We start from the raw sequence: 24540 nt of genomic DNA on the forward strand, positions 1-24540 counted from the left end.
GCTTTTGCGGTTTCCCTCGGTCTCGCGGCGCTTTAGAAGACCTGTGCCAACCCGCTCGTCGGCCATGTTCCGGATCACGCAGATGTCGCACAACACCTTCGGTCACCTTTTCCGTGTCACCACCTGGGGCGAGAGCCACGGCCCGGCCCTCGGCTGCGTCGTCGACGGCTGCCCGCCGCGCATCGAACTGACCGAAGACGAGATCCAGATCTTCCTCGACAAGCGCAAGCCCGGCCAGTCGAAATACACGACCCAGCGGCGCGAGGCCGATGCGGTGCGCATTCTCTCCGGCGTGATGAGCGACGATCATGGCGTTCAGCGCACCACCGGAACGCCGATCTCGCTGATGATCGAAAACACCGACCAGCGCTCGAAGGACTATTCCGAGATCCGCGAGAGCTACCGTCCCGGGCACGCCGACTACACCTACGATGCCAAGTACGGCATTCGCGACTATCGCGGCGGCGGGCGCTCGTCGGCCCGCGAGACGGCGGCCCGCGTCGCCGCCGGTGCCATTGCCCGAAAGGTGGTGCCGGGTCTCGTCGTGCGCGGTGCGCTGGTCCAGATCGGACCCCACAAGGTCGACCGCAGCCGCTGGGACTGGGACGAGATCGGCAACAATCCGTTCTTCTGCCCCGATGCGACGACGGCTGCGCGCTGGTCGGAGTATCTCGACCAGATCCGCAAGGATGGCTCCTCTGTCGGCGCTGTCGTCGAGGTGGTTGCCGAGGGCGTGCCGGCGGGGCTGGGCGCGCCGCTTTACGGCAAGCTGGATCAGGAGATCGCCGCTGCGCTGATGTCCATCAATGCGGTAAAGGGTGTCGAGATCGGCAACGGCTTCGACGCCGCGGCCCTGACCGGCGAGGAAAATGCGGACGAGATGCGCATCGGCGCCGATGGTCGCCCGCAGTTCCTGTCCAACAATGCCGGCGGTATTCTGGGCGGCATTTCCTCCGGCGAGCCGGTGGTTGCCCGCTTTGCCGTCAAGCCGACCTCGTCGATCCTGACGCCCCGCCGCTCCGTCACCCGCTCCGGCGAGGATGTGGATGTGCGCACCAAGGGGCGCCACGACCCGTGCGTCGGCATCCGCGCCGTGCCCGTCGGCGAGGCGATGGTGGCATGCGTGATCGCCGATCACTACCTGCGCCATCGTGGTCAGGTCGGCTGATTTCAGTAATACTGAAATCTATCCAGTTTTTCATTGTGAATGAACTCATGTCGCATTAGCATGCCGGCATGCGTCTTGATGCTTGGCTCACGCTCAACAAGGAAACCCGGTCGGCGTTCGCTCGCCGTGCCGGCCTGTCGCCTGCGGCAGTCACCGCTTTGTGCAATGACCCGGGCGTTTGGGTTTCGCGCGAAAGCGCGGAACGGATCGCCGTCGCCACCGGCGGCGCGGTCACCCCGAACGACCTGCTCGGCTTGAAAGGATCTACCAACGTGGACATGTCCCAGACACGTGTCGCGGAGGCGCTGCGCGCCTTCGAGCGCGGCGAAATGCTCGTGGTTACCGACGATGATGATCGGGAGAACGAGGGCGATCTGATCGTCGCGGCCTCGCTCATCACTCCCGAGCAGATGGCCTTCATGGTCCGCCACACCTCCGGCATCGTCTGCGCTCCGATGACCCGCGACAACGCGCGCCGGCTGCGGCTCGACCCGATGGTCGCCGACAACGACGCGCCGCTCTCGACGGCCTTCACCATTTCGGTCGACTATCGCCACGGCCTGACCACCGGCATCTCGGCCGAGGAGCGCTGCTCGACCGTGCGCGGCCTCGCCAACCCCAATGCAGGGGCGGCGGATTTCGCTCGCCCGGGCCACATCTTCCCGCTGGTCGCCCGCGAGGGCGGCGTGCTCATGCGCTCCGGCCATACCGAGGCGGCGGTCGATCTGTGCCGTCTCGCGGGCCTGCCGGAGGTCGGCGTGATCTCCGAACTCGTCAATGACGACGGTACCGTGAAGCGTGGTCCCGAGGTGGCCGAGTTCGCTGCCCGCCATAATCTCAAGTCGGTTTCGGTGGCGGACCTCATTTCCTGGCGCCAGCGCATGGAGCGCCTGGTCGAGCGGGTCGCCGAGCAGCCGATCGAGACGATCGCGGGGCCGGCTTATGCTGTCACCTACTCGACGCCCTATGATCCCATGCACCACGTCGCGGTGGTCTTCGGCGACATTCTGGACGGTCGCAACGTGCCGGTCCGCCTGCAGCTGGAATCGGTTCTCGACGACGTCTTCGGCGACGCGCGGGTGATGGACGACGTCATGCGGGACTTTGCGGCGCGCGGTCGTGGCATCGTCGTGTACCTGCGCGAAGGCTCGGTCGGCGTGGCGCGGCAGGCGCGGCGCGCCCGCACGGATCTGGCGGCGGCCGAGGCCGAAGAGCATCAGTCGGCGCAGGCGCGCGAGGAGCAGTGGCGGGAAATCGGTCTCGGCGCACAGATCCTAAAGGACCTCGGCGTCAACTCGATCACCCTGCTTGCCTCGCGCCAGCGCCGCTATGTCGGCCTGGAAGGCTTCGGCATCGTCATCGAGTCGACCGAGATCCGGGAAGCCTGAGAGGCTCCATTGTCCTGCGGCGCATGCGCGCAGGAGCGGAAATATGCTCCGCTGCACAAAAAAGGAGGCCGTGCCAATGGCACGGCCTCAAGTCGATCACTGTGCACGTGGCCCCATCGACCACAACCTGTATTTAGTAGTTTTTTGTGCCTCTTGCATCCCCTAAATGCACCGTATCAACCGGAATTTTCAGGCAATATCAGAATTTTCAACAAGGATTGATTTACCTGTGGTTGCATCTTCACTGCGCGGATAGGGTGCATTCATCCGTCTGGTTGCCGCATTTTGCGGTCGTCGCAAGAGGGGATGCACTGCCCGGATTTGCGCCCTATGTGAACATGGTGGTATTCACCGGCATGGCCGCCACACGATCGGGAGCGCTTCGACCTCCCGTGTCTCGCGTCGAACCCCTGGGATCGCATCCGTGTACAAACGCCCCGAAACGCCTTTGCTCGACACCGTCAGTTCGCCGAGCGACCTTCGCCAGCTTCCTGAGCGCGACTTGCGCCAGCTTGCAGACGAGCTGCGGGCGGAAGTGATCGACGCCGTCTCTGTGACCGGCGGACACCTCGGGGCAGGGCTCGGCGTGGTCGAGCTGACGGCGGCGATCCATTATGTCTTCAACACGCCGGACGACCGGCTGATCTGGGATGTCGGCCATCAGTGCTATCCGCACAAGATCCTGACAGGTCGGCGGGACCGCATCCGCACCCTGCGCCAGGGTGGCGGTCTGTCCGGCTTCACCAAGCGCGCCGAGAGCGAATACGACCCCTTCGGCGCTGCGCATTCCTCGACGTCGATTTCTGCCGGGCTCGGCATGGCCGTCGCGCGGGATCTCGAGGGGCGCGACAACAACATCATCGCGGTGATCGGCGACGGCGCCATGTCCGCCGGTATGGCCTACGAGGCGATGAACAATGCGGGCGCCCAGCACTCCCGCCTGATCGTCATTCTCAACGACAACGACATGTCCATCGCTCCGCCGGTCGGCGCGATGAGCGCCTATCTGGCGCGTCTCGTCTCCGGGCGGACCTATCTCACCTTGCGGGACGCCGCAAAGCAGCTGGCCAAGGTGCTGCCGCGTCACCTGCAGCAGAAGGCCGCACGGGCCGAGGAATATGCCCGGGGCTTCTGGACGGGCGGGACGATGTTCGAGGAGCTCGGCTTCTACTATGTCGGCCCTGTCGACGGTCACAATCTCGACCACCTGTTGCCCGTGCTGAAGAACGTGCGCGACACCCATCAGGGCCCGGTGCTGATCCACGTCGTCACCCGCAAGGGCAAGGGCTATGCGCCGGCGGAAAATTCTGCCGACAAGTATCACGGCGTTGCCAAGTTCGACGTGATCACCGGCGAGCAGTCCAAGCCCAAGGCCAATGCCCCGAGTTACACCCGCGTGTTCGCCGAAAGCCTTGTCGAGGAAGCGCGGCACGACGAGCGGATCGTCGCAATCACGGCGGCCATGCCCGACGGGACGGGCCTGGATCTCTTCGGCGAAGCCTTCCCGGAGCGGACCTTCGATGTCGGCATCGCAGAACAGCATGCCGTGACCTTCGCCGCCGGCATGGCGACGGAGGGCTACAAGCCGTTCTGCGCGATCTATTCGACCTTCCTGCAGCGCGGCTACGACCAGGTGGTGCACGATGTCGCCATCCAGGGGCTGCCGGTCCGCTTTCCGATCGACCGTGCCGGTCTGGTCGGCGCCGATGGCCCGACCCATGCCGGCAGTTTCGACACTGCCTATCTCGCCTGCCTGCCCGGTTTCGTGGTGATGGCGGCCGGCGACGAGGCGGAACTGCGCAACATGGTGGCGACGGCAGCCGCCTATGACGAGGGTCCGATTTCCTTCCGCTATCCGCGTGGCGAGGGTGTCGGCATCGACCTGCCGCAGCGCGGTCAGGTGCTGGAGATCGGCAAGGGCCGCGTGATCCGCGAGGGGACCAAGGTCGCTCTCCTGTCGTTCGGCAGCCGTCTGCGCGAATGCCTGCTGGCGGCGGACGAACTGGACGCGGCCGGTCTGTCGACCACGGTTGCCGACGCGCGCTTCGCAAAGCCGCTCGATGAGGACCTGGTCATGCGGCTCGCCCGCGAACACGAGGTCTTGGTGCTGGTCGAGGAAGGCTCGGTCGGCGGCTTCGGCTCGCATGTACTGCAACTGCTGGCCGAACGCGGGGCGCTGGATGCCGGCCTCAAGGTCCGTCCGCTTTGCCTGCCCGACCGCTTCATCGAGCATGACCGGCCGGAGCGCATGTATGCGGAGGCGGGGCTCGATGCCCGCGGCATTCTCCGGACGGTCTTTGCCGCCCTCGGTCGTGATGCGGGGTCCGCGGCGCGACTGGCCTGATATAGGCTGGCCCGAGACAGACTGGTCTGAAAGCGGCACGGCAGGGCGATTTCGCGACCCATGCCTTGAGCGGGCAGCGCCATGCGCCGGCCGTGCATTGACACTGCCGCGCGAATATTGAAACGGTCCGCTCAACACCGGCACGCGCTTCTGCGCGCCTGCCATTGGTCCTTGGAGTGGCGACCAGCTGCAAGCCTTGCGTTGCGCCTCTCCCGAAACGCCCTTGCCGGACCGTGAGCGCCGGCACGCAAAATCAGGAAAGAGCGCGATATGGCGCAGGCGTTGGCCCCGGTTTCGGCCCTTCTCATCGCGATTGCGCTGCTGGTCACCGGCCATGGCCTGCAAAGTACCCTGATTCCGCTTGCCGGTTCGCAGGCCGGCTTTTCCGACCTGCAGGTCGGTCTGGTTTCGTCCAGCTACTTCTTCGGTCTCGTTCTGGGCTGCCTCGGCGCGCCTTACGTGATCATGCGCGCCGGTCATATCCGTGCATTCGCCGCGCTCGTCTCGCTGATGTCGGCAGCGGCGATCCTGCATCCGATCATGGTGGATCCGCTGTCCTGGAGCGCGATCCGCATCATTTCCGGCTTTTGTCTCGCCGGCTTCTACATGATCGTCGAGAGCTGGCTGAACGAGCAGGCGTCGAACGAGAACCGCGGCACGATCATGTCGATCTACATCGTGCTGGTCTATGCGGCGATGACGACCGGTCAGCTGTCGCTGACGGTGATGGACATCACCACCTTCGTGCCATTCGCCATCGCCTCGGTTGCCGTCAGCCTGGCGGTCATCCCGGTCTCGCTGACGACCGCGAACCAGCCTGCACCGATCACCGTGGTCCGGTTCCGCCCGGTGAAGCTCTACCGCAACTCGCCGACGGCTCTCGTCGCGGTGCTGCTGATCGGCGTCACGCAGGGCGCGCTGTGGATGCTGGCGCCGCTCTATGCGATCCAGATCGGGCTGACGACCAGCCAGGCGGCCTATTTCGCGGCGGCCTTTGTCGGTGCCGGCGCGATCACGCAGTGGCCCATCGGACGCATTTCCGACAGGCTCGACCGCCGGCTCGTGCTGCTCGGCCTTGCGACTTCAGCCGTGTTGGTCTGCATCATCTTCATGACCGTGCCGATCGAGGGCGTCACGATGGCGATCCTGCTGGCGCTGCTGGCGGGTGTCGCCACCCAGCCGGCCTACGCGATCGCAGCCTCGCACGCCTTCGACCATGCCGACCGCAACGACTATGTCGAAACGTCGTCGGGCATGAATCTGGCTTTCGGCATCGGTTCCTCGTTTGGCCCGCTCACGGCCTCCTACCTGATGCAGTCGGTCGGTCCCTGGGGTCTTTTCCTGCAGGTGGCGGTAATCCAGGGCCTGATGGGGCTCTACATTCTCTCGCGCCTGTTCCAGCGCGCAGCCCCGTCCGTCGAGGACAAGACGGACTTCGACTACGCCGCCTCGGCGCAGGTCGGTACGGTGCTCAGCCCCGAGCCGCTGGATCTGGAGGACCCCTCGGTCATTCCCCCGGAAGAGTTCCCGGCTTACGACTACATCAACGAGGAGAACTCCGAGGAGACGTCCGCTTCGGTCAGCGAGGAATTCTGGACAAGCGCGCCAGACGAAGACGCAGCTTCGGACGAAACCCGGCCGGAAGGCACCGCGCCGGGGCCTGCGGGGGATGCCGACGAGACCGCGCCGCGTCGCAACTGACCGTGATCGTCCGTCTCGTCCCGCCTGCGGCATCTCATCGCTCGACCCGCAGCGGCGCTTCGGGCATTGTCGCGCCATGATCCGAAGCTTGACCATGCTAGGCGTTTTGCGCCGCGAGGCCCTGCCATTCGTGCTGGCCTGCGCGCTCGCCCTCATGCTGCAGCTGACGGCCATGCCGCTCGCCCTGCCAAAGGCGGGAAGCGCGGGCGACGAGGCCCTGTCGTCGCTCTGCCTCGGTGGCGTGGGCGCTTCTGCGGAAGAGACGCAGCCGGCGTCCGGCCTGCCGCATCACGCGCCCGGCTTCTGCCCCTGTGGTCCGGTCTGCGCGCATTCCGGATCACTCGTCTCTGCGGCGGTACCGTCCGCGGCAGAGCCGGCGCCCCGCGCACATTCGTCGACCCTCAAGCAGCTCAGTCCTCGCAGCGAGCCGGCTGTCTCAGGCCGCGTGCAGCGGTCTGGCGCGATCCGAGCGCCACCTTCCGTCAGGACCTGATCCGGCGGCGCCGCCCTCGCGGCCGCCGGCAATCTTTTCCGTCCTTGCGCCATGTCCATGTCGCCGCAGGACGGAGCTGCTACACGTCCATCGGGAGACGATGACATGACCAGATTTGCCAAGCTTGCCCTTGCCGCCCTGATTGCGGTTGCCACACTGCCCGCCTTCAACCTGCCTGCGTTCGCGGCCGACGTGACCGCCGGAAACCTGACCCTTTCGGGAGCCTGGACGCGCGCGACGCCGCCGCGCGCCCGCGCCGGCGGTGGGTTCCTCACCATCGCCAATTCCGGCGAGGCCGACCGCCTCGTGTCCGTCTCTTCGCCGGTCTCCACGCGGACCGAGATCCACGAGATGGCCGTGCAGGACGGCGTCATGAAGATGCGCGAGATGGCGGACGGCGTCGAAGTGCCGGCCGGCGGAACGCTCGAGCTGAAGCCCGGCGGCTATCACGTGATGTTCCTCGAGCTGACCGGTCCGCTCAAGGAAGGAGAAAGCGTGCCCGTCACCCTGACCTTCGAGAAGGCCGGTACGGTCGAGATGTCGCTCAGTGTCGAGAAGATGGGCGCCAAGGGCATGTCGGGCCACGGAATGGGTCACGATATGGGCCAGGGCATGTCCGGCCATGGCCAGCACGGCGCGAAGGAGTAAGCCGGAATGTCAGCACTGAAGATCCTTCGTTACGTCGCCTGGGGGGCGGTGATCGTCCTGCTCGGCGCCATGGGCTTTGTCGGCTACAAGCAGTATGTCGCGCCGGAAGGCGAAGGGCTGATAGCGCCTCTCGCCAGTATCGGCGGCCCGTTCACGATGACCGATGCATCGACCGGCAAGACCGTCACCGATGCGGATTTCCGGGGCAAGCCGTCGGCCTATTTCTTCGGCTTCACCTTCTGTCCCGACGTCTGCCCGACCACCCTTGCCGAAACGCAGATGTGGATCGAGCAGCTCGGCCCGGATGCCGGCAAGATGAACTTCGCCTTCGTCTCGGTCGACCCGGAGCGCGACACGCCGGAGGTCATGCGCGACTATGTCGCCGCCTTCGACAAGCGTATCCGCCCGCTGACCGGCACGCCGGAGCAGACCGAGGAGATGGTCAAGGCGTATCGCATCTATGCCCGCAAGGTGCCGCTGGATGACGGCGACTACACGATGGACCATTCGGCGGCGGTGTTCCTGATGGACAAGGACAACCGGTTCGTCGGCACGATCGCGTATGACGAAGACCCGAAAAATGCCATGGTGAAACTGCGCCGCCTGATCGATAATGCGTCCTGACACCTGATGTGAACCGGACCTTCGACATGCGCTCGGATTTGCTCCTCCCTGCTGGACTGTTCTTCGCGGCGGCCTTCGTCGCGACGGGCGCCCTGTGGTTGGTGTATGGCGAGCGCATCTATGTCGACCGGTTGCTCACCGGCATCGCCAACTGCTTCTGACCGATGGCGGAGCGTGAGCGGCTGGACCAGCTTCTGGTGGCGCGCGGGCTGGTCGAAAGCCGTGCCCGCGCCCGCGACACCATCCTGCGTGGTCACGTGCGGGTCGACGGCGTAGCGGTGGACAAGCCCGGCCAGAAGGTGGGCATGGCAGCCCGGCTCGATGTCGATGATCCCGCCGGCGGCTATGTCTCGCGTGCGGCGCTCAAGCTGAAGGCCGGGCTGGAGCACTTTTCCCTTGATGTTGCCGGCCGGATTGCCCTCGATCTCGGCGCGTCGACCGGCGGCTTCACGCAGGTCCTGCTGGAGGCCGGCGCTTCGAAGGTCCACGCCATCGATGTCGGGCATGGGCAGATGCACCCGATGATCGCGGGTGATCCGCGCGTGGTCAGGCGCGATGGCATCAATGCCCGCGCCTTGACGCTCGAGGATCTGGACGGCGAGTCCCCGGCCACCGTCGTCTCCGACATGAGCTTCATTTCCCTGCGCCTGGCGCTGCCGCCCGCACTGGACCTTGCGGCGCCGGGCGCGTGCGGCCTCTTTCTCGTGAAGCCGCAATTCGAGGCGGGCCGCGAGGCGGTGGGCAAGGGCGGTCTCGTCGACCCGCAGGTCGGAGAGGAGGTCGCCCGCGATCTCGCGCGCTGGCTCGCCGACCTTGGCGGCTGGCCCGTGCTTGGCCTCGAACCGTCGCCGATCACCGGCGGCGACGGCAATCGCGAGTGGCTGCTGGCGGCCATCAAGGACCGCTGAAAGCGCGCCTTTCCTCCGTCTGTCCGCATCCCTGCTTGCGCGCGACCCGGCGGCGGAGTAACCGGTGCCCCATGACCCAGGACGCGACACTCGACATCACCGCTCTTGCCCACAAGGGCGAGGGCAGGGCGGACACGCCGGACGGCCCCGTCCATGTGCCCTTCACACTGCCCGGAGAGACCGTACGGGTCCGCCGCGAGGGCGCGCGGGCCCAGCTGCTGGAGGTGGTGTCTCCCTCGCCGGATCGCGTGGAGCCCGTCTGCCCGCATTTCGGCACCTGCGGCGGCTGCGTGTTGCAGCATATGGATCAGGCCGCGATCCTGGAGTGGAAGCGCCAGCAGGTCGTCGCAGCATTTGCTGCGCGCGGGCTGGAAGGGGTCGAGCCGCTGATCGAGCCGACGGTAGACGCCGGTGGCCGCGGTCGTCGTCGTGCAGTCTTTGCTGCAACGCGTGCCGGTGCCCGCATTCTTCTCGGCTTTCATGAGCGCTCCAGCCATCGCCTCGTCGACGTTTCCCGCTGTCCGGTGCTGGTGCCTGAGATCGTCGACCTGCTGCCTGTGCTGAAGACGCTGGCCGCGCGGGTGATGCCGCGCAAGGGAGAGGTGACCCTCACCGTTCTCGCAACGCCCACAGGCGCGGATTTGGCTCTTGCTTCCACCGCGAAGGTCGAGCCGCGCGCGACGGCTGGCCTGATCGAGGAGGCGATGGCGGCCGGAATCGCCCGCCTGTCGCTCAATGGCGAGGTTCTCGTTGAGGCGCGCGCGCCGGCCATCGTCATGGGCGGCATTCCTCTCGTTCCTCCGCCCGGCGCATTCGTGCAGGCAACGGAAGCCGGCGAGGAGGCGCTTGCCGCCCGTGTGCTGTCCGGTGTCGGCAAGGCGCGCAAGGTCGCAGATCTCTTCTGTGGTTCGGGGACGTTTGCCCTGCGCCTTGCCCGCAAGGCGACGGTGCGCGCGGTCGAGGGCGAAGCGTCTGCGCTCGCCGCGCTCGACCGGGCGATGAGAACAGGTGCGGGGGCACTGCGGGAGATCCGCGCCGAGCGCCGGGATCTCTTCCGCAATCCGCTGACGGCGGTAGAACTCGACGATTACGGACGGGGCATGGAGGCGGTGGTCTTCGATCCGCCGCGTGCTGGCGCGGAGGCGCAAGCAAAGGAACTGGCGCGCTCCAAGGTGCCGACCGTGGTTGCCGTTTCGTGCAATCCGGGAACGCTGGCCCGCGACCTGCGCATCCTCGTCGACGGCGGCTACCGGATATCGTCCGTCCTTCCGGTGGATCAGTTCCGCTTTTCGCCCCATATTGAGGTTGTCGCGGTCCTGTCGCGGGGCTGAGCCTCAGCCGCCGCGGCGACCCGGGTCGAAAGACAGGAGAGCGCCATGGCGGAACCAAGCCTTGCCGGTCGTGCAGTCACCTGGGGGCGGAGGGCGCGCTATGTCGCGCGCCAGGGCTCTCGTGTCGCTTGGTTCGCGGTGCATGGCGAGATAGCGCAGTCGATTTCGCGGCGCATCGTCAGGGCCGCGCGCGACAAGGAAGATGCAGGCTCCGCGCCGGATCGTCCCGAACGGGGCGAACCTGCTCGGCGCTCGGGAATTTCGACGCCGGATCTTCGGCGCCTCTTGTCTCAGATTGCTTCCCTGTTTGCGCGCGATCTCGCCAATGTCGAGGCGGGGCACTACCCCATGCCGGATGGCGAGTTTGGCAGCCCGCGCGCCTTCCTGGACCTCAGTCGCCGGTTTCTTGCCGATGTGCCGAAGGTTGCGAGGCGGCGCGTGACCGGTGGTCATCAGGAAGTCTATGAGGCGACCCGTGAGGGTGCTTCCGGCCTGCCGCGCTACTACCGGCAGAACTTCCATTTCCAGAGCGAAGGATGGCTGTCGCGCGACAGTGCCCGTATCTACGATTTTCAGGTCGAGGTGCTGTTCAAGGGCGCCAGCGCGGCGATGCGCCGGCAGGGTCTTGTCCATCTGTCGCAATTGGTGCGCGAGAAGGACCAGCGCGAGATTGCCTATGCCGACATCGCCTGCGGGACGGGCGGGCTGCTGGCGCCGGCCCTTGCCGCCTTTCCGCGCCTTCGCGGCGTCGGGGTCGATCTGTCAGTGCCCTATCTGGAACACGCGCGCGAGATGCTGCCGAAGGCGAGGGTACGGCGGGCGGGCTTCATCAACGCCAATGCGGAGAGCCTGCCTTTTGCCGATGGCAGTCTGGATGCCCTGTCCTGCGTCTATCTGTTCCATGAGCTGCCACCGAAGATCCGCCGCATGGTGGCGCGCGAATTCGCCCGGGTGCTGAAACCCGGCGGACGGCTGATCTTCATCGACAGCCTGCAGCGGGGCGATCTGCCGGAGAATGACGGGTTGCTGGAACTGTTCCCGGATCTCTTCCACGAGCCGTACTACCGCAGCTATCTGGAAGAGGATCTCGATGCCCTGTTCGCGGCAGGTGGACTGCGCCGCGCGGATCTGTCCTCGGCCTTCCTGTCGCGCGTCGCGCTCTACATCAAGGATTAGCCGGGGGCGCCCTCAGTCGACGTCGAGCGGCGCGGTGCCGGCAGCGCTCCCGTCTTCGGCCAGCTGAATGCGCTCGACCTTGGCCTCGGCGGCCTTCAGCAGCTTGTCGCAATGGCGGCGCAGCAGGTCGCCGCGCGAATAGAGCTTGATGCTCTCTTCCAGCGGAACGTCGCCGCGCTCGAGCCGGCCGACGATCTCCTCGAGCTCCTTGAGAGCAACCTCGAAGGCGAGTGCCTCGATCGCCGGGTCGGTATCGTCTCGGGTCACGCGTCGGCTCCTGCTTGATGCGTCGATTGGAGTGCCAACCTACAGGGCGCCCCTCTGCCCGGCAAGGCGAGGCAAGGGGTCCGCACCTTCGCCTGTGGATGGCCTCTCACGCCTTCATGAGCGTCATGATGTGGGCGGCCGCCGAGCGCGCCAGGCCTTCCAGATCGTACCCGCCTTCCAGAACGGAAACGACGCGCCCGCCGCAGGTCCTGTCCGCGATCTCCATCAGCTTCATGGTGGCCCAGGCAAAATCGGCCTCGACCAGGTTCAGCCCGCCGAGCGGGTCGCGCGTATGGGCGTCGAAGCCGGCGGAGATGATCACGAGGTCCGGCCGGAAGCTCTCGACGCGCGGCAGGATCGCAAGATCCATCGCCTCGCGAAACTCCTCCCCGCCGTCGCCTGCGGCCAGCGGAGCGTTGACGATGGTGTTCGCCTCGCCGCGTTCGCTCGCGGCGCCTGAGCCCGGATAGAGCGGCATCTGGTGGGTAGAGCAGTACATGACGGTCGGATCGGCCCAGAAGATATCCTGGGTGCCATTGCCGTGATGCACGTCGAAGTCGATGATCGCGACGCGCTCGGCGCCGTGCTCCTGCTGGGCGTAGCGGGCTGCGACGGCGGCATTGTTGAACAGGCAGAAGCCCATGGCGCGGGCCGTTTCGGCGTGATGTCCGGGCGGCCGGGAGGCGGAAAACGCGTTGCCCACCTTGCCGCTCATCACTTCGTCCACCGCCTGACAGGCACCGCCCACGCCGCGCATCGCCGCTTCCCAGGTTCCCGGAGACATGGTCGTGTCCGCGTCGATGCGCACCAGCCCGTCCTGCGGAGCCATGGTGTGCAGCATGTCGATATAGGACGAAGGATGCACCCGCGCGATGTCCTGGATCCGGCCCATCGGCGCAACTTCCCGCTGCAGCGTCTGGAAGCGCTCATGCTCCAGAATGCGGTCGATGGCTCGGAGTCTGTCGGGACGTTCGGGATGGCCGACCGGGGTCAGATGGTCGAGATAGGCGGTGTGATGCAGGTAGAGGGTTGCCAAGAGCGTTTCCTTGCTTGTGCCGTTTCGGGCGCTTGGTGACTCATCTGACCGGCCACGAAGGGACGTGTCAATGAGCCAAAGGCAAGGGGCTGGGCGCGATATCGCGGACGCATCGGGAGGAGCGGACAAAAGAAAGCCGGGGCGGCTCGAAAGTGCCGGCCCCGGGGAGAGGTGCGGGCAGGCTAGCGCCCGTAGGGGAGGTCCGCTGCATCGCCTGTGAAGGCAATGATAATACTAATTGATTCGTAGCCGTTTCAGAAGACGGAATGTGCGAAAAAATCGTCCGGCTACTTGGGAACTGGTCCAAGGCGGAAGCTTTCGTCATATTGTCGCTGTAAAAAATGACAGGGAAATCAAGATGATTTGCGTGTCATCTTCATGGAACGCTGCGTTAGCGATGTCGCGAGGACCGGAGGGGTGCCTGGCACCCTCTCAGTCACGGGGAGCTGCGGCGCGGCGCAGACGATCGTTGATCGCTTCGCCAAGTCCCGTCTCGGGAACCGGCATGGCCGCAATGCGTGCGACCCCGCCTGCATCGAGCTGGCGCATGGCCGTGAACAGGCGGGCGGCCGCCTCGTGCAGATCGCCGCTCTCGCTCAATTGTGCGACGGCGGATGCGCGTTCGGCGCCGGAAGGAAGCGGCGTGCCGAAGGCAAGCAGGGCCTCGCCCGGCTCCACATGGATAGCATCGAGCCGCAGGCCGGCCCGCGGGGCGTAATGCGACGTCAGCATGCCCGGCGCCTCGGGCGCGTCGCCCGGTGAATGCGCGGGGGCCGCAAGCGGTTCGCCGAGTACGGCCTCGATCTCCTCGCGGGCGATGCCACCGGGCCGCAGAAGTGTTGCCCGGTTGCCGGTAAGGCCGACGATGGTGGACTCAACCCCCACCGGGGTCGGTCCGGCATCGATCAGCAGGGCGAGATGTTCGGCAAGATCGCCGGCGACCGCATCCGCTGTCGTTCCGCTGATGCAGCCGGACCGGTTGGCGCTGGGCGCGGCTATCGGGCGACCGCTGGCCTGCGAAAGCTCGCGCATGATCGCGGCGGCCGGCACCCGCAAGGCGATGGTGTCGAGACCGGCGGTGGCAAGGTCGCACACGGGGCTGTCGGGGCGCTTCGGCACGACGAGGGTGAGAGGACCGGGCCAGAACGCGGCCGCCAGCGTCTGCGCGCGTTCGTCTAGAACGCCGTGCCGGCCGGCAGCCTCGGTCGAGGCGACATGGGCGATCAGCGGATTGAAGCTGGGACGTCCCTTGGCGGCGTAGATCGCGGCGCAGGCGCGGGCGTTGGTCGCATCGGCTGCGAGGCCGTAAACGGTTTCCGTGGGGACTGCCACCAGCCGCCCTGCCAGAAGGTCGGCAACGGCCGCTTCGAACTCCGGCGTATCGCGCCAGCCGGTTCCCTGCGGATCGATCTGCCAGCGCCGCATGTCCGTTTTCCTGCTTCCCGTAGCGGCGTTCGGAGAGCCGGTCGGTTTTCGCCACGTCACGTGTTGACGTTTACGTTAGCCGCAGCCATCCTCGCGCCCGAAATGATGCCGGGCGGTTCTGCGGCCTTAGCCGTCTTTCGTCAAGCACCGGCCTGTCAAGGGAGTGAGACATGTACCGTGCCCCCGTATCGGAGATCGCCTTCACGCTGAAGCAGGTGGCGGGACTGGGAGAGGTCCTGGCCCATCAGCATCATGGCGAGGTGACCGACGATCTGGTGGATGCGATCCTGGAAGAGGCGGGCCGCTTCGCCGCCGAGGAGATCGCTCCGTTGAATGTGGTCGGTGACCGGCAGGGCGCCCGGCTCGAGAACGGCACGGTGACGATGCCCGACGGTTGGCGCGACACCTACAGGTCCTGGATCGACGGCGGCTGGAACGCCTTGACCGGCACGCCCGAGTTCGGCGGTCAGGACCTGCCGACAATGCTGCATGCCGCGGCGCTGGAGATGTGGAATTCCGCCTCGATGGCCTTTGCCCTCGGGCCGACCCTGACCATGGGCGCGGTCGAGGCGCTGGAAAAGCACGCAAGCAAGGACCTTCAGGAAACCTATCTCGCCAAGCTGATCTCCGGCGAGTGGATGGGCACCATGAACCTGACGGAGCCTCAGGCGGGCTCCGATCTCAATGCCCTGCGGGCGCGCGCCGAGCGCGCCGACGACGGCACCTACCGCATCTTCGGTCAGAAGATCTTCATCACCTACGGCGAGCACGACTTCACCGACAACATCGTCCATCTGGTTCTGGCTCGGTTGCCGGACGCGCCGGCGGGCACGCGCGGCATCTCGCTGTTCCTGGTGCCGAAGTTCCTGGTCAATGCCGACGGATCTCTGGGCGCGCGCAACGACGTTCGCTGCGCCGGTGTCGAGCACAAGCTGGGCATCCATGCCTCGCCGACCTGCACCATGATCTATGGCGACAATGACGGCGCCATCGGCTGGCTGATCGGCGAGGAGAACCGGGGTCTTGCCTGCATGTTCACGATGATGAACAACGCGCGGCTCGCCGTCGGCATACAGGGGCTCGGTGTTGCCGAACTTGCCACCCAGCAGGCGCTGGCCTATGCGCTGGATCGGCGGCAGGGACGGGCGGCCGGCCAGACCGGCGAGGGCATGAGCCCGATTGCCGCCCATCCCGACATTCGCCGCACCTTGCTCGACATGCAGGCCTGGACGCAGGTCGCCCGCGCAATCTGCTATGCCAATGCCCACGCCATCGACATGGCACGGCTGGCCGGCGACGAGGCTGCGCGCACTCACTGGAGCGAGCGTGCAGCGACGCTGACCCCGCTCGCGAAATCCTTCGCGACCGATATCGGCGTCGATGTCGCCTCCCTCGGTGTGCAGGTGCATGGCGGCATGGGGTTCATCGAGGAAACCGGGGCTGCCCAGCACTATCGCGACGCGCGCATCGCCCCGATCTACGAAGGCACCAACGGCATCCAGGCCATCGACCTGGTGACCCGCAAGTTGCCGCTGTCCGGTGGCGAGCAGTTTCGTGGTCTGATCGGTGAGTTGTCCGCTGTCGCCGAGGCCGCAAGCGAGGCCGGTGCGGAATTTGCCGATGCCGGCGACCGTCTCGCCAGGGCGCTGGCGAGCCTGTCGGACGCGACAGACTGGATGCTCACCGCGCTCGCCGAGGGCCGCCAGCAGGAGGCGCTGGCTGGCGCTACGCCGTTCCTGCGGCTGTTCGGCATCGCCTATGGCGGCGCGATGCTTCTCAAGGGCGCGCTCGCCGGGCGCGGCGATGCCTCTCCCGATGCCGCGCGCAGGCTGTTGCTGGCCCGCTATTTCGCGACCGCCCGTCTGGCCGAGACCGCGTCGCTCAAGGAGCAGGTCGTCTCGGCCGCCACCGCCGTTCTCGACTACGATCCCCTGGTCTGAACGGGGAGCGGAGATCGCGCGATGATCGAGATCGAGACAAGCGGGGCCGTCCAGCGCATCCGGCTGAACCGGCCGGACAAGAAGAACGCGCTGACCGGCGAGATGTATGCGGCGCTTGCAGAGGCGCTGGAACAGCCCGCGGGCGGCGTGCGTGCGCATCTCTTGTGCGGCGTGCCGGGGGCCTTCACCGCCGGCAACGACATCGGCGATTTTCTCGCCATGGCAGAAGGAGGGATGCAGGGCACGCCAGTGGTGCGCTTCCTGCACGCACTGGCCCGCTGCGAGACGCCCATCGTGGCGGTGGTCGACGGCCTTGCCATCGGCATCGGTACGACGCTGCTGTTCCACTGCGACATGGTCTTCGCCAGCCCGCGCTCGCTGTTCCGAACACCGTTCCTGGATCTCGGCCTCGTGCCGGAGGCGGGTGCCAGCTTGCTGGCGCCGCGCACCATGGGGCATGCGCGCGCGTTCGAACTGCTCTGCCTCGGCGAGCCGTTCGATGCGGCACGGGCGCAGGCCGCAGGCTTCGTCAATCACATCGTGCCGGAAGACGAGTTGGAGACGCGCGCCCTTGCTGCGGCAAGCGCGATTGCGGCAAAGCCGGCGGAAGCCATGCGCATGTCGCGCGGCTTGCTCTGGGGCGACCGCACGGAGTTGCGTAGTCGGATGGACGAGGAGATACGCCTCTTTTCGGAACGGCTTGCCTCCGGTGAGGCGAAAGCCGCCTTCACGGCGTTCATGGACCGGTCGCGAAAGGGCCGCTGACCGGAAGGGGAGCCAAGGCTACCAGCCCATCACTTTCCAGAGCAGGGCGCCGAGAAAGGCGCCGGCGCAGAGTGTGAAAGCGAGCCACCGCAGCACCGGGTTCTCGCGCTTGTGCGCGTTGCGCCGTGCGGGCCGTGGCTCGTCGCTCATCGTGACGTCAGTCGAACTCGGGGCCGCGCGCGCGATAGGGGCGCAGTTCCTTCCAGGCCCGCATCAGTGTGGCGAGCTCTTCATCACCTTCCTCGGGCAGCACGATCCGCAGCGTCACAAGAAGGTCGCCGCGCCCGCCGGTACGGTTCGGCAGGCCCTTGCCCTTCAGCCGCATTGTCTTGCCGGCCTGCGCGTTCGGCGCGACGGTCAGGTTGACCGCCCCGTCCAGCGTCGGCACGCGCACCTTGGCGCCCAGTACCGCCTCGTAAAGCGTGATCGGAAGGTCGAGCCGCAGGTCGTCGCCGGCCGGGGTGAACAACGGATGGCGGGCAATGCGCACCTCGACGATGGCGTCGCCCGCAGGGCCGCCGTTTTCGCCCGGCTCGCCCTGTCCGCGCAGACGGATCTTCTCGCCGTCGGCTGTGCCGTCCGGCAGCTTCACATCCAGCGTCTTGCCGGAAGGCAGGGTGACCCGCGCCTTGCGGTCGTGGACGAGCTGCTCGAGCGTCACCTTGGCGGTGACATTGGCGTCGCCGCCGCGCCGTGTCGGGCGAGCTCGCGGACCTGCGCCGGGTCCAGCGCCGGGCCCCGCACCTGCTCCGCCACCGGCAAAGCCGGCGCCGCCTCTGGCGCGGCCGCCGAGGCCGCCGAGGATGTCGTTCAGGATATCGTCGAACCCACCGCCTTGGCCGAAACCGCCGAAGCCGGAGGACTGGCCGCGCGACTGGCGGAAGATGTCGGAGTCGTCAAAGCCGCCGCCGCCGAAGCCGTGCGCCTGGAAGCGCGGCTTGCCTTCGGCGTCGATCTCGCCCCGGTCGAACTGGCCGCGCTTTTCCTTGTCGCCAAGGATTTCATAGGCCTGGTTGGCCTCGGCAAAGCGCTCCTTCGCCTTCGGATCGTCGGCGTTCTGGTCCGGGTGATACTTTTTCGCGAGCTTCCGGAAGGCTCGCTTGATGTCGGCCTCGCTCGCCGATTTCGCGACGCCGAGAACGGAATAGGGATCACGCATGGTTCAGACCGCAATGGTGTGTGTTGCAACGGGTATACACCCGCGCTGTGCTCGGGAACCATATGGTTGTTGATAGGAATAAAATCCAGAGGCGGAGCGCTTCGCGCCCTGTCGGAATTTGCAAGGTTCGCGGCGGTCCGTCCGGTGGCCGCCCGGCGAGGGTCAGCTCGCGGTTCCGGTCTCGGCGGCTTTCACCGACAGGTCGATGATCGCCCATTCCTGCATGAGATCGCGGCACGCGGTGCCGAGATAGGCGCGTACGCCGCCGATGGTGTTGGCCGTCGTTTCGAAGCGGGTGCAGCCGGTGCCGCCCGGCTGGGTGTCGTCTTTCACCGCGACGATGGTGCCGGAATTCCCGGTGATCGGGTTGTTCCACGAGAAGGGCGGTTCGGCCTGGCCGGCTTCGTGCGCCGTGGCGATGGCGCGGGCAATGATCGCCCGGTCCTGCGCGCTGATGTCGACATCGGCCGCATTCTGCTGGGAATCGATGGAGCCGGTCAGGTCCAGCGGCGATTCCAGATCGTTGCTGCCGATCGGCATGGACACGCCGCTGCAACCGGCAGCCGTCAAAGGCAGAAGAAGCAGCAATGCAAAGGCAGTCGCGCGGCGGCAGCCGCGGACCGTGCTGTCGAGGCTGCTCAGGACTGTCGTGATCCGGTTGTTTGTCATGGCGATACCGTTCCGACGCTGGTTGCTCGGCCTCGCAGGGCGAGGCTGTTGCCCCTTTGCAACAGGATCGGAGAAAGCAATTAACAAAGAGTAACCCGGCTCATATAGCGATCCGGTTTCCGCTGTCGCGGCAGCGGCTTGTGGATCGCCTGTGGGACGCGGCACGGAGAGGATCAGCCGTCCTTGCCGAGCACCGCGCAGAATTCGCTGACCAGATAAGGGGTTGGATACACCCGGTAGGGCGTGAGGCCGGTCATGCCGAGCCCGTTCAGTGTGGCGATGATCTGGGTGAAACTTTCGGGCGTGAAGCGCCAGGCGTGCACGTCGATATAGCTGCCCTTGCTTTGGTCCCACTCCCGGATCGCATTGCGGGTCCGCGCGACCGTGTTGTCCAGCGTGCCGTGATCGCCCTTCCAGTGGCGGGCTGCATCGTTGTGCGTGGTGAGCGCCCGCATCTCGATGACGCTGCGCAGCGTGTGAACTTTCGGGTTCTGGCGGTGCGCCTCGATCACTTGCCCAAGGGTGGAGGGGGGGATGAAGTGGTCGAAGCAGAAGCGGCAGTCCGGCACGATCATCGCGTAGACGCCGCCCTTGTCGAGAATACGCTCCACATGGGCCAGATGCGCAACGAGGTTCGGCTGATGCTCGATGACATGCGAGGAGACGATCATGTCGAACTGCTCGTCGACGACGGCGAGATCGCCCGACGGCGACACGAAATCTATCTCGGGAATGCCGTCCGGCTTCTCGCCGATGGCTTTTGCCCGCTCCACCAGCTGTGCCCGCGGCAGCACATCGAAATGCTTGGTGTGGGCGCCCTGCATCAGCGGGCGGTGAAAGGCGCCGAGCTCGAGCGAGCGCTCCCGGCCTTGCAGCGCATCGACGAAATAACCGCGCGAGGCGAGCGGCGAGGCGACCCGCCCTTCGGCCCGTCCGGCATTGCGATAGTGGTCCTGCAGCGCCTCGTCGTCGAGCTCGGCAAGATCGGGATAGAGCGCGCGGTAGTAGTCGGGATCGAATTCGGGAAGGAACCGGTCGCGCAGCGAAAGGGGCGCCACGCGCTGCAAGACGGCCTCGCGCGACCATGAGCCGGTCGTCTGCGGACGACGGGACGCAGGGGCCCGGCGTCTGCCGAGGCGCAGGGCGCCGGCGATCTTTTCGGCAAGGCTCGTCATCGAATCGTCTGGGCTTTCAGCTTGGTCATCGGCAGGCAAACTAGGGCAGGGATAGCGGCGCTCAAAGCAGCTTCTTCCAGCGGAAGTAGAGGAAGGTGACGGCGACGGACGCGATCATGATGCCGATCGAGAAGGGATATCCGTAGGTCCACGCCAATTCCGGCATGATCTCGAAATTCATGCCGTAGATCGAGGCGATCAGCGTCGGCGGCAGGAAGATCACGGCCAGAACCGAGAAGATCTTGATGATCTGGTTCTGCTCCAGATTGACCAGGCCGACTGTCGCATCGAGCAAGAAATTCAGCCGCGCGTCGAGACCGCCGGCATGTTCGCGGATCGAGCGGATGTCCCGGCCAAGTGCCTTGGCAGCGCTTTTCTGCTGGCTGTTGAGGCTCAGCGTCTTGGCGTGCAGCGACAGGAACAGGAACAGCCGTTCCAGACTGGCGCAGGCGTCGTGCATGCGCGCGACCTTGAGGCCGATATGGCCGATCTTCTGGATCGTCGCCTTGTATTGCGTGCTCTTGCGGGTATCGAGGCCGGCGCCGAAAACCTGGCTGGAGACCGCATCGAACTCCGCCGAGCATTCCTCGACGACATCGGCGGCCCGGTCGGCGATCGCATCAAGCAAGGTGAAGAGGATGTCGCAGGCGGACCGGATCGGGATCCCTTCATGCTGGATGCGGCGCACCGCGATTGCCAGCGAGGCCGGTTCGCCGTGACGCAGGGACACGAGGCGATCCTTCGTCGCCACCAGGGTCATGGCGGCGGACTTCGGATCGGGATTGCGGGCGATGAGCGGCATGACCGCCGTCATGATCAGCGCGGACTGGAGTTCGTAGAGGCGTTCGGAGGTCTCGATCGCGGCCATTTCCTCGCGCGTCGGGATCTCCGTGCCGATCCATGCCTCCGCCAGCGTCCGTTCCTCGGCAGTGGGGGAGAAAAGGTCGACCCAAAGCGCCAGATCGGGGATCCGCATTTCGCTGGAGCAGCGGATCTCCACGATGGTGCCGGCGTCGAGCGTATAGGCGGTGATCATGCGACAAGGCTCCCGGAGAGTTTCGTTTCCGATCCCGGCAACCTATAGCGCGTTCGTGTCGGATTTGCCGCACTTCGGGTCAGGGGGCGCCCAATGGGCGCCTCTGCCTGGTCCCACCCGGCGGCTGCCGGGATCACTTGGCCTTGGGGGCCGTCGCCTTGACCATGCCGGTCTTGCAGATGTTGGCGGCCGTTACGGCACCGATGCCGACCGGCTTGTAGAGCGAAGCGAGGCTCGGTCGCGGAGCGGGAGCGGCGGCTTGGGGGGACTTGGTAGTCATGGCGTGGTCCGGTTTTGGTTGCGCCGGGGAACATCCCCTCGGCGATGCGCACAAATCCTCTGTGATTTGGACAAAACTAAGGATGCGGCAAGAAAAGGCTGTGATGCCAGTCACACTTCCTAACGCCCTGTAACCTTTCGCGATTTTTCGCTGCCGCGAAACCGGGCCCAAGATGAGCGAAAGGCTTTTTCTTTTCCTCAAAGAAGAAGCGAAATCAAGAGGCTGACGATATCGAAAAGCCGTCACCGGGCGGGCGGGGCATCCCGCCGGTCTTCCTCATAAATTTCCGACAGGTCGTCGGGCAATTGCTCCAGCGGCGCGGTTTCTTCGCTGGTGACAGTGTCGGCGCCGCCCGGTTCCTGCGATTCCGGCTTGGCACCGGGCAGGGGCGGGGGACTGTTTTCGCGCTGCGGGGCGTTCGGATCGAGCAGCGGAAGGTCGCCGGGGAGCTCCTCGTCCTCCTCCACCGGCTCGAGCGTGCCATAGGCGGCGACCAGGACCGCGTCGAGATCCTCGAAGAAGCTGCGGATGCGGTTGGCATTGGCGCCAAGGTCATGCGCGCCGAAGCGCGAGGCGGAGCGGATATCGAGCTTGGCGCCGACGGGATCGGGCAGGATGCGCAGGGCGATGTCGTCGCGAAAGGCGAAGACCAGCGAGGTTGCGACCGCCTGGAAACGGGTCGGCTCGTCCGGCATGCCGGGAGGAAGTTCCGCCGTCACGGTCCAGCGGCTGCGCATGGCGACCTGAAGCGCGGCCTGATGCAGGTCGGCCGGCGGTATGCGGAAGCGGCGCGACACCAGATCGGGATAGGCCTCGGCCTGCGATTCGCCATTGGTGAACGGACGCCCGCTGGCCAGTTGCGGCGGGTTTGCCGTGTCCGTGCTGATATCGGCAAGCCGGGGATAGATCGCGAAAGCATAGAGCGCGACGAAGGCCGGGGAGAGCGCGATCAGCCCGTAGACGAAGCCGCGCACTGCCTTGGCCCAGCCGTGGCCGCCGCGCTGCCACAGCACCAGGCCGGCGGCCAGCGCCGAGCCGCAGGCCAGTGCCCCCAGCAACAGGCCGAGCGTCAGCAGGACCAGGAACTGCGGCGTCGTGACGATATCGGCCCGGTGCACAAGCGCCGATATCACCAGGACGGGCAGGGCGAGCCGCCCGAACTGGAGACTTGCTGCCGCGAGCCGCGACCGGAAAGGGGGCAGGATCTTGCGCATGCGGCGGGCGGAAACTTTCCTGTGACGTCGACCGCGTTTCGTTCCAACCGCTTACCACGGCCGGAGCCGAATGCGAACCGCCTTGCGTCGATCAGCCCGTGTTGGAGAAGCGGAAGTCGGCAAACTGTTCGCGCAAGGCCGTCTTCTTGATCTTGCCCGTTGCGGTGTGCGGGATCTCGTCGACGAAAACCACGGCATTGGGCATCCACCAACTGGCGATCCGGCCTTCCAGCACCTGCAGGATCGCCTCCTCGGTGGGCGTGCGCCCCTCCTTGGCAACGACCACCAGCAGCGGCCGTTCGTCCCATTTCGGGTGCGGCACGCCGATGACGGCGGCTTCGGCCACGTCCGGATGCAGCAGGGCGAGGTTTTCCAGGTCGATGGTCGAGATCCACTCGCCGCCGGACTTGATCACGTCCTTCGCGCGGTCGGTGATCTGCATGTAGCCATAGGGGTCGATATGGGCGACATCGCCGGTGTCGAAGAAGCCGTCCTCATCAAGGATCGGCGTGTCCTCTTCCTTGAAATAGGTCCGTGCAACCGCAGGGCCGCGCACTTTCAGGCGGCCGAAGGTCTTGCCGTCCCAGGGCCGCTCCTTGCCCTCGTCGTCGGTGATCTTCATCTCCACGCCGAAGGGCGCAAATCCCTGCTTCTCCTGCAGGTCGAGCAGGGCTTCGCCCTGAAGGTCGGCGACTTCCGGCCGGGTGGCGCAGACGGAGCCGAGCGGGCTCATCTCGGTCATGCCCCAGGCGTGGCGCACGCGGACGTCGTAGATCTCTTCGAAGGCCTTGGTGATGGCTCGCGGGCAGGCGGATCCGCCGATCACGACCCGCTCCAGATAGGGCAGCTTGCGTCCGCTCGCCTCCAGGTGCTGGAGCAGCATCAGCCAGATCGTCGGCACGGCCGCGGTCAGCGACACCTTTTCCGCATCGAGCAGTTCCCACAGAGCTTCGCCGTCCATGCGAGGCCCAGGCATGACCAGCGCGGCCCCGGCCATCGGCGCGGAGAAGGCGAGGGACCAGCCGTTCGCATGGAACAGCGGCACCACCGGCATGACGCGGTCGCGGGAGGACAGGCCCAGCATGTCGGGCGTCGCCGCGGTCAGGGCATGCAGCACGTTGGAGCGGTGCGAGTAGACGACGCCTTTCGGGTTGCCGGTCGTGCCGGACGTGTAGCACATCCCGGCCGCTGCATTCTCGTCGAGCTCGGCCCAGGCAAAGTCCGCGTCCGTTTCGGCCAGCCACTCCTCGTAGGGAACGGCATCGAAGCCGGTTGCGGGCAGATGCTCCTCGTCGGTGAGCACGATCACCTGTTCGATGGTGGTCAGATGCGGCAGCACCTTCTCCACCAGCGGCAGGAAGGTGAGGTCGACCAGCAGGAAGCGATCCTCGGCGTGATTGATGATCCAGATGATCTGGTCGGGAAACAGCCGCGGATTGACCGTGTGATAGACGGCGCCGATGCCCATCAGCCCGTACCAGGCTTCCATGTGGCGCCAGGTGTTCCAGGCGAGCGTCGCCACGCGGTCGCCCTCTCGGATGCCGGCCCTCTGCAGCCGCTTGGCAAGTTGCAGCGAGCGGGTGCGCAGCGTCTTGTAGGTGGTGCGGTGGATCGGTCCTTCGACCGATCGCGAGACGATTTCGCGATCCGGGTGGTTGCGCGCAGCATGGTCGAGAATGCGGGTACAGGTCAGCGACCAGTCCTGCATCAGACCGCTCATCCTCGGCTCTGACATCTGTTTCCTCTCCGGCAAGTGCCTCTTGTGACGAGGCTTTTCTTGCGGAGAAGCATAG

23 protein-coding genes are annotated in these 24540 nt (G+C 66.2%); 12 read left to right on the forward strand and 11 right to left on the reverse strand.

What is annotated here, in order from left to right; all coding sequences use genetic code 11:
- The first annotated feature begins 82 nt into the window (after positions 1 to 82).
- From aroC to BBX35_RS13325, 10 genes are all read left to right on the forward strand, one after another.
- Positions 83 to 1168, forward strand: coding sequence for a chorismate synthase (aroC, locus tag BBX35_RS13280; RefSeq protein ID WP_067221581.1), 1086 nt, complete (start codon positions 83 to 85; stop codon positions 1166 to 1168).
- A 68-nt stretch (positions 1169 to 1236) separates the two neighbouring features.
- Positions 1237 to 2556: a 3,4-dihydroxy-2-butanone-4-phosphate synthase gene (gene ribB, locus BBX35_RS13285; RefSeq protein WP_067220844.1), complete on the forward strand. Its 1320-nt coding sequence runs from the start codon at positions 1237 to 1239 to the stop codon at positions 2554 to 2556.
- A gap of 424 nt (positions 2557 to 2980) precedes the next feature.
- On the forward strand, positions 2981 to 4900 hold the full coding sequence (dxs, locus tag BBX35_RS13290) for a 1-deoxy-D-xylulose-5-phosphate synthase (protein ID WP_067220846.1): 1920 nt from the start codon (positions 2981 to 2983) through the stop codon (positions 4898 to 4900).
- A 270-nt stretch (positions 4901 to 5170) separates the two neighbouring features.
- Positions 5171 to 6601, forward strand: a complete 1431-nt coding sequence (locus BBX35_RS13295; protein WP_067220849.1) for an MFS transporter — start codon at positions 5171 to 5173, stop codon at positions 6599 to 6601.
- Positions 6602 to 7199: 598 nt separating this feature from the next.
- On the forward strand, positions 7200 to 7742 hold the full coding sequence (locus BBX35_RS13305) for a copper chaperone PCu(A)C (RefSeq protein ID WP_067220854.1): 543 nt from the start codon (positions 7200 to 7202) through the stop codon (positions 7740 to 7742).
- Positions 7743 to 7748: 6 nt separating this feature from the next.
- Complete coding sequence (locus BBX35_RS13310; protein ID WP_067220856.1) at positions 7749 to 8366, forward strand: SCO family protein; 618 nt, start codon at positions 7749 to 7751, stop codon at positions 8364 to 8366.
- 26 nt (positions 8367 to 8392) lie between these two features.
- Positions 8393 to 8527 carry a hypothetical protein gene (locus BBX35_RS23995; protein ID WP_279626361.1) on the forward strand — a complete coding sequence of 45 codons (135 nt, stop codon included), beginning with the start codon at positions 8393 to 8395 and terminating at the stop codon, positions 8525 to 8527.
- A gap of 3 nt (positions 8528 to 8530) precedes the next feature.
- Positions 8531 to 9274 (forward strand): TlyA family RNA methyltransferase, encoded by a 744-nt coding sequence (locus tag BBX35_RS13315; protein ID WP_067220858.1) that lies wholly within the window; start codon positions 8531 to 8533, stop codon positions 9272 to 9274.
- A gap of 71 nt (positions 9275 to 9345) precedes the next feature.
- The gene (locus tag BBX35_RS13320) at positions 9346 to 10605 is read left to right on the forward strand and encodes a class I SAM-dependent RNA methyltransferase (RefSeq protein WP_067220860.1); all 1260 of its coding nucleotides are present in this window, start codon (positions 9346 to 9348) and stop codon (positions 10603 to 10605) included.
- A gap of 45 nt (positions 10606 to 10650) precedes the next feature.
- Positions 10651 to 11781 (forward strand): class I SAM-dependent methyltransferase, encoded by a 1131-nt coding sequence (locus BBX35_RS13325; protein WP_067220862.1) that lies wholly within the window; start codon positions 10651 to 10653, stop codon positions 11779 to 11781.
- A 12-nt stretch (positions 11782 to 11793) separates the two neighbouring features.
- Here BBX35_RS13325 and BBX35_RS13330 read toward each other — a convergent pair whose 3' ends face one another.
- The 3 genes from BBX35_RS13330 to BBX35_RS13340 all read right to left on the reverse strand — a co-directional run bounded on the left by BBX35_RS13330 (position 11794) and on the right by BBX35_RS13340 (position 14509).
- Positions 11794 to 12048 (reverse strand): exodeoxyribonuclease VII small subunit, encoded by a 255-nt coding sequence (locus BBX35_RS13330; RefSeq protein ID WP_067220865.1) that lies wholly within the window; start codon positions 12046 to 12048, stop codon positions 11794 to 11796.
- A 106-nt stretch (positions 12049 to 12154) separates the two neighbouring features.
- Positions 12155 to 13084, reverse strand: a complete 930-nt coding sequence (locus BBX35_RS13335; protein WP_067220868.1) for a histone deacetylase family protein — start codon at positions 13082 to 13084, stop codon at positions 12155 to 12157.
- Between the two features lie 432 nt (positions 13085 to 13516).
- A complete protein-coding gene (locus BBX35_RS13340; RefSeq protein WP_067220870.1) occupies positions 13517 to 14509 on the reverse strand; it encodes an L-threonylcarbamoyladenylate synthase in 993 nt (330 codons plus the stop codon).
- 170 nt (positions 14510 to 14679) lie between these two features.
- On the opposite strand from BBX35_RS13340, the gene BBX35_RS13345 reads away from it, so the two are divergent.
- Together BBX35_RS13345 and BBX35_RS13350 are read left to right on the forward strand one after the other, a co-directional pair.
- Positions 14680 to 16449 (forward strand): acyl-CoA dehydrogenase family protein, encoded by a 1770-nt coding sequence (locus BBX35_RS13345; protein WP_067220873.1) that lies wholly within the window; start codon positions 14680 to 14682, stop codon positions 16447 to 16449.
- Between the two features lie 21 nt (positions 16450 to 16470).
- Positions 16471 to 17214: a crotonase/enoyl-CoA hydratase family protein gene (locus BBX35_RS13350; protein WP_067220876.1), complete on the forward strand. Its 744-nt coding sequence runs from the start codon at positions 16471 to 16473 to the stop codon at positions 17212 to 17214.
- Positions 17215 to 17232: 18 nt separating this feature from the next.
- Here BBX35_RS13350 and BBX35_RS24000 read toward each other — a convergent pair whose 3' ends face one another.
- The 8 genes from BBX35_RS24000 to BBX35_RS13380 form a co-directional block, all read right to left on the reverse strand.
- Positions 17233 to 17364, reverse strand: coding sequence for a hypothetical protein (locus BBX35_RS24000; RefSeq protein WP_279626363.1), 132 nt, complete (start codon positions 17362 to 17364; stop codon positions 17233 to 17235).
- Between the two features lie 7 nt (positions 17365 to 17371).
- Complete coding sequence (locus tag BBX35_RS13355; RefSeq protein ID WP_067220879.1) at positions 17372 to 18373, reverse strand: DnaJ C-terminal domain-containing protein; 1002 nt, start codon at positions 18371 to 18373, stop codon at positions 17372 to 17374.
- Between the two features lie 162 nt (positions 18374 to 18535).
- Positions 18536 to 18913: an RT0821/Lpp0805 family surface protein gene (locus tag BBX35_RS13360; protein ID WP_067221583.1), complete on the reverse strand. Its 378-nt coding sequence runs from the start codon at positions 18911 to 18913 to the stop codon at positions 18536 to 18538.
- Between the two features lie 302 nt (positions 18914 to 19215).
- Entirely contained in the window at positions 19216 to 20217 is a 1002-nt protein-coding gene (locus BBX35_RS13365) for a class I SAM-dependent methyltransferase (RefSeq protein ID WP_083206280.1), read from the reverse strand.
- A gap of 61 nt (positions 20218 to 20278) precedes the next feature.
- Positions 20279 to 21253 (reverse strand): magnesium transporter CorA family protein, encoded by a 975-nt coding sequence (locus BBX35_RS13370; protein ID WP_067220882.1) that lies wholly within the window; start codon positions 21251 to 21253, stop codon positions 20279 to 20281.
- Between the two features lie 133 nt (positions 21254 to 21386).
- Positions 21387 to 21533, reverse strand: coding sequence for a hypothetical protein (locus tag BBX35_RS23675; RefSeq protein ID WP_171900784.1), 147 nt, complete (start codon positions 21531 to 21533; stop codon positions 21387 to 21389).
- 242 nt (positions 21534 to 21775) lie between these two features.
- Entirely contained in the window at positions 21776 to 22747 is a 972-nt protein-coding gene (locus BBX35_RS13375; protein WP_067220884.1) for a DUF1499 domain-containing protein, read from the reverse strand.
- Positions 22748 to 22838: 91 nt separating this feature from the next.
- The gene (locus tag BBX35_RS13380; RefSeq protein ID WP_067220886.1) at positions 22839 to 24467 is read right to left on the reverse strand and encodes a long-chain-fatty-acid--CoA ligase; all 1629 of its coding nucleotides are present in this window, start codon (positions 24465 to 24467) and stop codon (positions 22839 to 22841) included.
- Between the last annotated feature and the right edge of the window lie 73 nt (positions 24468 to 24540).

Source organism: Stappia indica (assembly GCF_001696535.1).
Classification (GTDB): domain Bacteria; phylum Pseudomonadota; class Alphaproteobacteria; order Rhizobiales; family Stappiaceae; genus Stappia; species Stappia indica.